Below are 10963 nucleotides of genomic sequence, written 5' to 3' on the forward strand. Positions count from 1 at the left end.
GCTGTGGCTGGCGTATTGCGCGGCCTTTTCTGCCGAGACTTCGGCGGTCGAGCGGATCTGCATCTCGGCCATCTGGCGCTGGTGCTTGGTCCAGATCGCGACGATCGGGATCGACACGCCGATGATCGGGATTAGAACTCCAAGTTCTCCAATCATGTGAATTTCCCCCTTCAATATGTTGTTTTAAAAAGGTATGTGCGGATTCGGTTCAGCGTGGAGCGAGAATGGTGCTGTTCGAGAACCGGAGCGGAGCGGCCTTTTGGGGCTGTGAGCACCGGAAGCGCAGAACAGTACCGTTCGCAGTCCTCCCTGGGCCGAAGGCGCGCGCACCCTAGCGCAGCCGTTCGATTTCGGCGGTCAGGCGCGGATTGTTCGAGACGTAAAAGCTTTCCACGTCGGCCAGCCGGCGGTCGATGTCGCGAAACGTGGCGCGGACTTCGCGGGCGGTGCGGGCCGGTGATTGGCGCACACCCTGCCAGAACTTCTGCTCCTCGCGGTTGCCGTAGAGATGGCCGGGCTTCTTGGGCGCCAGCATCCCGACAAGGATGTAGAGCGGCAGCGCGAAGCCGACGGTGAAAGTGAGGATGACCGCGGCCAGCCGCACCCACAACACGTCCACTCCGGTGTAGTCGGCAATCCCGGCGCAGACGCCCATGAACTTGCCATTGATCTTGTCGCGATAAAAGCGTGTTCGTTCGGAGTTCATTTCAGCCGCCCCCCAGTTCTTGGCCCAGTTCTTGGCCCAGTTCTTGGCCCTTGTTCAGCGTAGATGCGTTCGATTTCATGCAGCGGCTGGTTGTCGACCGCGCTGTCTGCCAGCACGCGGGCCAGCTTGAACTCCGGATTGTCGGTGGCGACCAGCCGTTCGACCGTATCCATCCGGTCATCGAGCCGCTTGGCCAGCCGGTGCAGTTCGTCGAGCAATTGCTCGTCGCCAGTGGTGAGCGTCGCGGCGGTCTTCCAGCGGGTAATGTAATGCAACACCACCCAGGGCAGGCCGATGAAGATCGTGGGAACGATCAGTATTTCTGACGGAAACGACATCGGATCAGCCTTCCTTGGTTGGGGCAGCTTGGCCCAGCGCGCGCTTCATCGCTTCCAGTTCCTCGTCGACCTTGTCTTGCCCCGCGAGCGCGGAGATCTGGTCGGCCAGGCTCGGCGTCTGCGAACCATCGGCCAGGCTCAGTGCATCGGCGCGGCCCTCGGCGTAATCGACCCGGCGTTCGAGCTGGTCAAAACGGGCCATCGCTTCATCGACGCGTTCGGTCGCGAGCAGCGTGCGCAGCTTGACGCGGTTCTCGGCGCTTTCGAGCCGCGCGGCGATCGCGGTCTGGCGGCTGCGGGCTTCGCGCAGGCGGTTCTGCAGCTTCTCGATGTCGAGTTCATACGCCCGCAAAGCGTCATCGAGCACGCCGATTTCGGCCGAAAGCTGCTCGGCCATGTCGCCGGCCTTCTTCTTTTCGACCAGCGCGGCGCGGGCCAGGTCTTCGCGGCCCTTGCTGAGCGCGAGCTGCGCCTTGTCGGCCCAATCGGCCTGCAAATGATCGAGCCGCACGGTGTGGCGATGCATCTCCTTCTGGTCGGCGATGGTGCGCGCGGCGCTGGCGCGGACTTCGACCAACGTTTCCTCCATTTCGAGGATGATCATCCGGATCATCTTGTAGGGATCGTCGGCCTTGTCGAGCAAGTCATTGAAATTGGCGGCGATGATATCGCGAGTGCGCGAAAAGATGCCCATGAAATTGCCTCCGGTGGAAAAGCTGCGATTGGATTCGGTGCGGTCCTCGCGGCGCTGCTCGCGCCCCGTTTCGCGCCCGTTGTCTCTGGCCGCGCGCAGCGCGGCAACCTCGCTGTCGAAGCGCGAAGCAGCGCGACGGCGGGCCTCCGAAGAGGTGTCGTCGCCAACCGGCGATAGGGGTGACTCGTCGCCCATGAAGCCGTCCCTGCTCACGCCAGCTCGCCGGTCACCGCCGAAGCCGAGGCGACGAGGTGCGGGCGTTCCAGGCCAAGCGTCAGACCGCGGTCAATCACCACCAGGTTCATGGCGGCCATTGCCATCACGCTGATCAGCGCTGCGCGGCCAACCGAGGAAGTGAGGAAGCGGGCGAGTGCCATCGAAAGTCTCCATCTGTTGCGGTGCCCGGTTGGCCGTCTTGCCGGACTATCGGGTGAACCGCTTGTTCACGTAACTGCAAGGTGCATCGCAAAGGGCGTGCCAATTGCGATGCATGGCCGAAATGCGTGGTTTTAACCATAAAGCTGACCGGCCACCGTGGCGCAACTTGCCTAACCTTGGGAAATTACGCTAAGGTTGAGCTTATGGACCGGGAAGTTCAATTCGTCGGGCAATCGAGCGCCTTTCTGGACGCGGTCGAACGCGCCAGCCGCGCCGCGCCGATGCGCCGCCCGGTGCTGGTGATCGGCGAACGCGGGACCGGCAAGGAATTGATCGCCGAACGTCTCCACCGGCTCTCGCCGCGCTGGGGCGAACCGCTGGTGACGCTCAATTGCGCGGCTTTGCCCGAAACCTTGATCGAGGCCGAACTGTTCGGGCACGAGGCCGGCTCATTCACCGGCGCCACCCGCGCGCGCATCGGCCGCTTCGAGGAAGCGGACAAAGGCACGCTGTTCCTGGATGAACTGGCCACGCTGTCGATGGGCGCGCAGGAACGGCTGTTGCGCGCGGTCGAATACGGCGAAGTGACCCGCATCGGCGCATCGAAACCGGTACGCGTCGATGTGCGGATCGTGGCGGCCACCAACGAAGACTTGCCCGCGATGGCCGCCGAGGGCCGCTTCCGCCCCGACCTGCTCGACCGGCTGAGCTTCGAGGTCATCACCCTGCCCCCGCTGCGCGCGCGCGAAGGCGATGTGGCGGTGCTGTCGGACTATTTCGGCCGGCGCATGGCCGCCGAACTGGGCTGGGACGATTGGCCGGGCTTTGCCGAACACACGCTGGCGCAGATGATTTCATACCCCTGGCCGGGCAACGTCCGCGAATTGCGCAATGTGATCGAACGCGCGGTCTACCGCTGGGACGACCCGAGCCGCGCCATCGCCCACGTCCAGTTCGATCCGTTCGACAGCCCGTGGAAGCCGATTCCCGCCCCGCGTTACCAGCCACAGACGAACCAGGCCACCTCGCCCATTGCCGCCGTGGATGTGCCCGCCAACGAGAACCGGCCGGCCAGCACGGATGCCTATAGCCAGGGCCAGCACGATGCGGTGGCCGATTTGCGCCGTGCGGTCGATGGCTATGAACGCGCGATCCTCGAACACCACTTGGGCAAGCACCGCTACAACCAGCGCCAGACCGCCAAGGCGCTCGGCCTCACTTACGATCAGTTGCGCCACTGCTTGCGCAAGCACGGCATGATGGACAAGGCTGCGGCGGCCGTGGCCAAGGTTGCCACCGACATCATCGCCGGCCAGGGCAGCACGCGCGAAGAAGCCTAGCGGTGAAGAAGCCTAGCGGGATTGCGCGTTGCGCAGCCTCGCGTAAGACCCGCGCTCCATGTCGCTGACCCGCCTCACCCTCGGCCATTTCCGCAACCATGCCGAAACCCGGCTGGAAGGCCCGCGCACGTTCAACTTGCTGGTGGGCGAGAACGGCGCCGGCAAGACCAACGTGCTCGAAGCGATCTCGCTGCTCGCACCCGGCCGGGGCTTGCGCCGCGCCGCGCTGGCCGAGATGGCATCGCGTGGCGGCGAGACCGGCTTTGCGGTTGCGGCAGAGCTTGAGCACGGTGAAGTCGCGCTCGGCACCGCCAGCCGGCCCGAAACGCCGGGCCGCCGCACGGTGCGCGTCAACGGCGCCGAAAAGCCCGCGACCGCGCTTGCCGAATGGCTGTCGCTGGCGTGGCTGACCCCGGCGATGGACCGATTGTTCGCCGAAGGCGCCAGCGCGCGGCGGCGGTTTCTCGATCGACTGGTGCTGGCGCGCGATCCCGGCCACGCCCGCCAGGCCGCGCGTTACGAAACCGCGCTGCGCGATCGCAATCGCCTGATCGCGGAAAGTGCCGAACCCGATCCGGCATGGCTCGATGCGATCGAAGCACAACTGGCTGTGCATGGCTCGGCCCTCGTCGCCGCTCGCTGCGCGCTGGTGGCGGACCTGGGTGAGGCACTCGCCGCCCTCCCCGACCAGCCGTTCGCCCGCCCCGCGCTCGCCTACGACAGCGAAACGCCCGCAGATGAGGCCGCGCTGGCCGCCGCGTTGCGCCACGGCCGCCCCCGCGACCGTGCCGCCGGACGCACCCTCACCGGCCCGCACCGCGACGACCTGATTGTCACGCTCGCCGCCAAGGCCATGCCCGCCGCCGCCGCCTCGACTGGCGAGCAGAAGGCGATGCTGGTGTCGATCGTGCTAGCCCACGCCAGTCTGGCAGGAGGCGGCCGTTCAGACAGCATTCGGCCGCGATTGATCCTGCTCGACGAAATCGCCGCGCACCTAGATCCGCTGCGGCGCGAGGCACTGTTCGACCGACTCGCGCAAAGCGGCGCGCAAGTGTGGATGACCGGGACCGAAGTCGCGCCCTTCGAGGCGATTACCGGCGAAGCAGCAGTGTGGCGCGTGCGCGACGGAACGGTGGAGCGGATTTGATCTGCCCCCCGTTCGTGTCGAGCGAAGTCGAGACACGAACGGGCCCTCCCCCTCAATCCGCCACGTCCTCGGGCGGCTTCAACGCCTTCAACACCGCACCCACAGATCCATCCACAACCTTGTCCACACCCCGCGCGTTAGGGTGGATGTGATCGGGCAACTGCCATTCGGGATGGCCGACGATCGGCTGAAGCAGGAACGGCACCAGCGTCGCCTGGTATTTCAGCGCCAGCGCCGGGTAGATCTGGTTGAACTTGTTCACGTAATCCTTGCCGAGGTTGGGCGCGGCGAGCATCCCGGTCAGCATCACCGGGATCTTGCGTTTCGCCAGTTCGGCCATGATTGCATCGAGATTGGCCTCGGCCTGTTCGGGCGGCAGCCCGCGTAGCATGTCGTTGCCGCCCAGCCCCAGCAGCACCAGCACCGGTTGCCTGGGCTGGTTGTCGAGCGTGAACGCCAGCCGCGCCTTGCCATCGGCGGTGGTGTCGCCCGAAACCCCGGCGTTGACCACGTGCATCGGATGCCCGCGCGCCGCCAGCGCTGCCTCAAGCCGCGCCGGATAGCTTTCGTGCGGGCCGAGCTGATAACCTGCATAAAGACTGTCGCCGAACGCCAGGATCACCGGCGCGCGCGCCGGGATCGCCACCGCGCTGGGCGGTGCGCCGTCGATCACCGAGCTGGCGCTCCCAGAACCAAAGGGGGCGGCAGGTTGCGAGATAGAATCTGAACCGCAGCCGGCGAGAAATGCGGTGAGGACCAGCGCCGAGAGGACATAAAGCTTCATGCAGGCTCCAACGGACGAGATGACAGGTTGCCCGGTGCAACCAATCTATGCCAGTTCGCAAGCGTGACAAACCCCATTCCCAACCCGCCCGCTCATCCAGTCATTCACGCCACCGGCCTGAGGCTCACGCTCGGCCAGGGCGATGCGCAAGTCGAAGTGCTGCGCGGGATCGACCTGACCGTGGGCGCCGGCGAATCGCTGGCACTGCTCGGTCCATCGGGATCGGGCAAAAGCTCGTTGCTGTCGGTCATGGCCGGGCTCGAGCGTGCCAGCGCGGGCAGCCTGATCGTGGCCGGGGCGGACTTCACCGCGATGGACGAGGATGGCCTCGCCGCCGCGCGACGCGGGCGGATCGGGGTGGTGCTGCAGGCGTTCCACCTGCTGCCGACGATGACCGCAACCGAGAATGTCGCAACGCCGCTTGAACTGGCGGGGATGCCCGACGCATTGCCCCGCGCGCGCGCCGAACTGGAAGCGGTCGGTCTCGGCCACCGGCTCACCCATTACCCGGCGCAGCTTTCGGGCGGCGAGCAGCAGCGTGTGGCGATCGCACGCGCGCTGGTGGCCCGGCCGACGCTGCTGTTCGCCGACGAGCCGACTGGCAACCTCGATGCGGTAACCGGTGCAGCGGTGGCGGATTTGCTGTTCGAACGCGCAGCGGGAGCAGGCGCGACGCTGATCGTGGTCACGCATGACGAGGCGCTGGCTGCGCGCTGCGGACGCGTGGTGCGGTTGGCCGACGGATGCATCGCTGCGGACAGCGCTGCAGCATGACGGCAAAAGGCGCAGGCTGGCGCGCCGCCTGGCGGATTGCGCGGCGCGGGCTCGACTGGCGCTTCCGGGGCTTGCGATTGCTGATCGTGTGTCTGGCGCTCGGCACCGCGGCGCTGGCGGCAATCCTGACGTTGACCGCGACGATTTCACATGAACTCGCGGCGCGCGGCAACCTGCTGCTGGGCGGCGATATCGAGGTGGCCATCGCCAACCGGCCGGCCAGCGCGGACGAACTGGTCGCGTTTGGCAAAATGGGCACGGTTTCGGGCGGCACGCGGTTGCAGGCGATGGCGCATGCGCCGGGCGATCTCAGCCGCGCGGCACCGGTCGAACTGAAGGCGGTGGATGCGAATTGGCCGCTTTACGGCGCGCTCAAGCTCGCCGATGGCCGCACGGCTGGCGCGCCTGCGGGCATGACCGCGTGGATTGCCCCTGGCGCCGCTGACCGGCTGGGTTTGCGCAAGGGCGATCGGTTGCAAGTGGGCGATGCGGTGCTCATGGTCGGCGGTGTCATCGCCGACGAGCCCGACCGGCTGGGCGAAGGCTTTGCGCTGGGGCCGACGGTGATTGTCAGCCAGACAGCACTGGACGCCAGCCATCTGGTGCTGCCGGGCAGCATGACGCGCAACAAATACCGGGTGCGGTTGGCGAGCGGGTCTGCGCTCAACGCCGCCGCCGCGATCAAGGCGCGCTTTCCCGACTCCGGCTTCGAGATCCGCACGCGCGATGCGGCTTCTCCGGGGCTCGGCAAGTTCGTCGGGCGGATGGGTGAGTTTCTGCAACTGGTCGCGCTCGCAGCGCTGGCGATTGCCGGGATCGGCATCGCGCAAGGCGTGGCGTCTTACTGCGCAGGCCGCCGCGCCAGCCTGGCCACGCTCAAGGTGCTGGGCGCGACCGGGGGCGATATCGCGCGGATCGTGGTGATGGAGATTGCGGTCGCCGCGCTGGCGGGCGTGGTCACCGGGCTGGTCGTTGGCGTGCTGGTCACGCCGCTGATCGCGCAGGCGCTGCGGAGCGTGTTGCCGATCGCGAGCGGGCTGGTGATCGATCCGCGCGCTTTGCTGATTTCGGCGAGCTACGGCCTGCTGATCGCGCTTACCTTCGCCGCTCCGCCCTTGGCAGCCGTGCGCAGCGTGCCGGCGATGGCGGTGTTTCGCGCCGGGGTCGAACCATCGCGCGCCTCTCGCTGGGGCGGCTGGCCGGTGGTGCTGGCGGGTCTTGCAGGGATCGCGCTGATCGCCATCGGCACGGCGGACAAGCCCTTGCTCGCGGCCGGGTTTCTGGGCGGCGCGGCGGCGATGTTCGGGCTGCTTGCGCTGTTCGGCACGGGCGTGACCCGCCTCGCCCGCACCGCGCCTCGGCCGACCGGAACCGTCGCGCGGATGGCGCTGGCAAACCTGCACCGCCCCGGCGCGCAGACCGCGGCGCTGGTGCTGGCGATCGGCTTCGGGCTTTCGGCGTTCGTGCTGCTGGCGGCGGTCGAAACCAGTCTCGATGCCAATATCGCGCGGCGCGTGCCCGAAAAGGCGCCCGATTACTTCGTGGTCGACCTGCCCAAGGACCGCGCGGAGGCGTTCACGCAGGCCGTCAAGCTCGCCGCCCCGCAAGCCGCCGTCCGCATGGTGCCCGCGTTGCGCGGAACCATCGTCGGATATGGCCCGGCCGACCGGATGACGCGCGTGGCCGATCTCAAGTCGATCCCCGACGACGCCTGGCCGCTGCGCGGCGATCGCGGGTTGACGTATACGGACACGGTGCCCGAGGGCAACGTGGTGACGGCCGGCGCATGGTGGCCCAAGGGCTACACCGGCGAGCCGCTGGTTTCGATCGACGAACGACTGGCCAAGGTCCTGAACCTGCGCATCGGCGACAAGCTCGCGATCAGCCTGCTGGGAATCGAGCGATCTGCGAAAGTCGCCTCGTTCCGGCGGATCGATTGGGATTCGATGGGCTTCAACTACGTGCTGGTGTTCAGCCCGAACACGCTGGCGGATGCGCCGCACAGCATGGCCGCGACGGTCAACCTCGGCACTGGCGAAAAGCGTTCGGATGTGCAGCGCGGGCTGCTTTCGGCGCTGGTGCGAGGTTTTCCGACTGCATCGGTGATCGAGGTCGGGCCGGTGCTCGGGCAAGCGCGGTCGATCCTGGGTCAGATGAGCGCGGCGATCCTGGCGGCGGCTAGCGTGGCGATTTTGGCCGGGCTGGCCGTGCTGGCAGGAGCGATCGCAGCGGCGCGCGAGCGGCGGGCTTACGACACCGTCATCCTGCGCGTGCTGGGCGCGAGCCGGGGGCAGTTGATCGGGCTGCTGCTCGCCGAATACGGCGTGCTGACACTGGCGACCGCGCTGGTTTCTCTGGTGCTGGGGCTGGCGCTGGCGTGGCTGGTGATCGTGCAACTGTTCGCGTTCGACTGGTTGCCTGGCTGGAGTTCGATCCTGGGTGTGCTCGGCGGCGGCGCTGGGCTGGTGATGGTGCTGGCGGTCACGGGCTCGCTCGGCGTGTTGCGGACCCGGCCGGCGCAAGCCTTGCGCGAATTGTGAATTGAATGCGCGGTCCAGTTGCATTGGACGGCGCGCGCCTTAGGTTCGGTTTCAGATGAGACTTTTCGGGGAATTGCCATGCTGCGTCGCCACCTTGCCGCCCTCGCCCTCGGTGTTGCGGCGATGACCGGCCCGGTCCCCGCCGCAGCCGCCGACGATCCTTACCAGTGGCTGGAGGAATGGACCACGCCGCGCGCGATGGAGTGGGTGGGCGCGCACAACGATGTGACCGTGAAGCGGCTTACTGCCGATCCGCGCTACGCCACGCTTTACGACCAGGCGCTGGCGATCGCAGGAGCGAAGGATCGCATCCCGATGCCATCGTTCCGCAACGGCGAAATCTACAACTTCTGGCAGGACGAGACGCATCTGCGCGGGATCTGGCGCAAGACTTCGCTGGCCGATTATCGCAACTTTGCGCCGAATTGGCAGACTGTGCTCGACATCGATGCGCTCGGTAAGGCCGAAGGGAAATCGTGGGTGTGGCACGGCGATAACTGCCTGATGCCCGAACGGCGGCTGTGCCTGATCAACCTCTCCGACGGCGGCGAAGATGCCGCCGAAGTGCGCGAATTCGATCTCGCAACGGGCAAGTTCGTTGCGGACGGCTTTCACTTGCCGCGCGGCAAGCACAACATCGCGTGGGAGGACGCCGATCACCTGCTGGTGGCGACCGAGTGGCAGCCCGGTGAGCTGACCACCTCGGGATATGCCTATGTGGTCAAACGGCTGGCGCGTGGCCAGTCATTTGCGCAAGCAAAGGAACTGTTTCGCGGCGAGCGGAGCGACGTCTCGGTCGATCCGCAGGTTTTGGTCGATGCCAGCGGCCAGCGGCTGGCATTGATCAGCCGCGCCACCGATTTTTTCCACAGGGTCACTTATGTCGTCGCGGGCGACACTGTTCGGCGCGTTGCGATGCCTGAAAAGGCTAGCATCGAGGAACTCATCGGCAGCAACGCCATCGTCCGGCTCGATGAAGCATGGGGAGCGATCCCTGCCGGGAGCGAAGCGGCGGTCTCACTGGCGCAACTCATGGCGACTCCCGACCGGCTGACTCCGACAGCCGTCTGGACGCCCGGCGTGCGCGATGCACTGAAGTCCGAATCCGCCTCGCGCAACGCGCTCGTGCTCTCGACGCTGGCCAACGTCAAAGGCAAGATGTTGCTGGTAAAGTCAGGACCCGGCGGATGGAGCACGCAGGCGCTGCCTTTTCCGGAGAACCAGTCAATCGATGTCGTCGCTCCAGACCGGACAGGCGACCAGTTCTTCGCCTCGGCCCAAGGCTTTACGACGCCGACGACACTGTATCTTGTCGATGCCGCGAAGGGCAGCGTAGATCCGGTCAAGAGTTTGCCGCCCAAGTTCAATGCAACCGGGCTGGTGGTCGACCAGTTCGACGCAACCAGCAGCGATGGCACCAAGGTTCCGTACTTTCTGGTCCACCGCAAGGACCGGCCGCTCGATGGCAACACGCCCACGCTGCTCAACGCCTATGGCGGGTTCCAGGTGAGCAGCACCCCGGTCTATTCAGGCGTGACCGGCAAGCTGTGGCTCGAGCGCGGGGGCGCTTTCGTGCTCGCCAACATCCGCGGTGGTGGCGAATTCGGGCCGAAGTGGCACGAGGCCGCGCTGAAAACCAGGCGCCAGATCGCCTATGACGATTTCGCCGCCGTGGCGAAGGATCTGATCGCCCGCAAGGTCACCAGCCCTCGCCGGCTTGGCATCGAGGGCGGATCGAACGGCGGCTTGTTGATGGGCGTAGAGTTCACCCAGCACCCCGAATTGTGGAACGCGGTGGTGATCCAGGTGCCGCTGCTCGACATGATCCGCATCGACAAGATCGCCGCCGGCGCATCGTGGCAGGGTGAATATGGCGATGTGAACGCCGATCCGGCGGTGCGCGCGTTCTGGGAGAAGGTTTCGCCCTATCACCAGCTCAAGGCCGGGGTGAAGTATCCCGAACCGTTCATCTTCACCACCACCAAGGACGATCGCGTCGGCCCGCAGCACGCGCGCAAGTTCGCGGCGAAGATGGAGGGCATGGGGTTGCCCTTCATGTATTACGAGAACACCGAAGGCGGCCACGGATCGGGCGCGGACATCAAGCAGAGCGCAAAAACCAACGCGCTGACGATGACCTACCTGATCCAGAAACTGATGGACTGATCGCGCATTAAACCCCGTTTGCGCCGAGCGAACGGGGCCAGTGACCTAACTGAAGACGTCTTCCGAATAGCCTTGCGACGGGTGCGGCCCGTACTT

10 protein-coding genes are annotated in these 10963 nt (G+C 66.3%); 5 read left to right on the forward strand and 5 right to left on the reverse strand.

Translation table 11 applies throughout. The features are described 5' to 3' along the window. Positions 1–331: 331 nt before the first annotated feature. From pspC to Q0R16_RS12465, 4 genes are read right to left on the reverse strand one after another with little or no spacing between them, the layout of a single operon-like run. Positions 332–706, reverse strand: a complete 375-nt coding sequence (gene pspC / locus Q0R16_RS12450; RefSeq protein WP_295636365.1) for an envelope stress response membrane protein PspC — start codon at positions 704–706, stop codon at positions 332–334. Continuing rightward, positions 703–1044, reverse strand: coding sequence for an envelope stress response membrane protein PspB (gene pspB, locus Q0R16_RS12455; protein ID WP_295636368.1), 342 nt, complete (start codon positions 1042–1044; stop codon positions 703–705). Before pspB ends, pspC begins: the two co-directional genes overlap by 4 nt. Positions 1045–1048: 4 nt before the next feature. Continuing rightward, positions 1049–1933: a phage shock protein PspA gene (gene pspA, locus Q0R16_RS12460; protein ID WP_295636370.1), complete on the reverse strand. Its 885-nt coding sequence runs from the start codon at positions 1931–1933 to the stop codon at positions 1049–1051. A gap of 14 nt (positions 1934–1947) precedes the next feature. Beyond that, on the reverse strand, positions 1948–2115 hold the full coding sequence (locus Q0R16_RS12465) for a hypothetical protein (RefSeq protein WP_295636373.1): 168 nt from the start codon (positions 2113–2115) through the stop codon (positions 1948–1950). A 204-nt stretch (positions 2116–2319) separates the two neighbouring features. On the opposite strand from Q0R16_RS12465, the gene pspF reads away from it, so the two are divergent. Both pspF and recF read left to right on the forward strand, forming a co-directional pair. Continuing rightward, a complete protein-coding gene (gene pspF / locus Q0R16_RS12470; protein WP_295636375.1) occupies positions 2320–3456 on the forward strand; it encodes a phage shock protein operon transcriptional activator in 1137 nt (378 codons plus the stop codon). Positions 3457–3514: 58 nt separating this feature from the next. Further along, positions 3515–4603 carry a DNA replication/repair protein RecF gene (gene recF, locus Q0R16_RS12475; protein WP_295636378.1) on the forward strand — a complete coding sequence of 363 codons (1089 nt, stop codon included), beginning with the start codon at positions 3515–3517 and terminating at the stop codon, positions 4601–4603. 52 nt (positions 4604–4655) lie between these two features. Here recF and Q0R16_RS12480 read toward each other — a convergent pair whose 3' ends face one another. Further along, on the reverse strand, positions 4656–5387 hold the full coding sequence (locus Q0R16_RS12480) for an arylesterase (protein WP_295636382.1): 732 nt from the start codon (positions 5385–5387) through the stop codon (positions 4656–4658). A 63-nt stretch (positions 5388–5450) separates the two neighbouring features. Here Q0R16_RS12480 and Q0R16_RS12485 point away from each other — a divergent pair, with 63 nt between their 5' ends. The 3 genes from Q0R16_RS12485 (at position 5451) to Q0R16_RS12495 (ending at position 10867) form a co-directional block, all read left to right on the forward strand. Then, positions 5451–6161: an ATP-binding cassette domain-containing protein gene (locus tag Q0R16_RS12485; RefSeq protein ID WP_295636385.1), complete on the forward strand. Its 711-nt coding sequence runs from the start codon at positions 5451–5453 to the stop codon at positions 6159–6161. Next, a complete protein-coding gene (locus Q0R16_RS12490; protein ID WP_295636388.1) occupies positions 6158–8701 on the forward strand; it encodes an FtsX-like permease family protein in 2544 nt (847 codons plus the stop codon). The genes Q0R16_RS12485 and Q0R16_RS12490 overlap by 4 nt, the downstream gene beginning before the upstream one ends. 123 nt (positions 8702–8824) lie before the next feature. Next, complete coding sequence (locus Q0R16_RS12495) at positions 8825–10867, forward strand: prolyl oligopeptidase family serine peptidase (protein WP_295636391.1); 2043 nt, start codon at positions 8825–8827, stop codon at positions 10865–10867. The last annotated feature ends 96 nt before the right edge of the window (positions 10868–10963 follow it).

This window comes from Novosphingobium sp. (genome assembly GCF_025351285.1).
Classification (GTDB): domain Bacteria; phylum Pseudomonadota; class Alphaproteobacteria; order Sphingomonadales; family Sphingomonadaceae; genus Novosphingobium.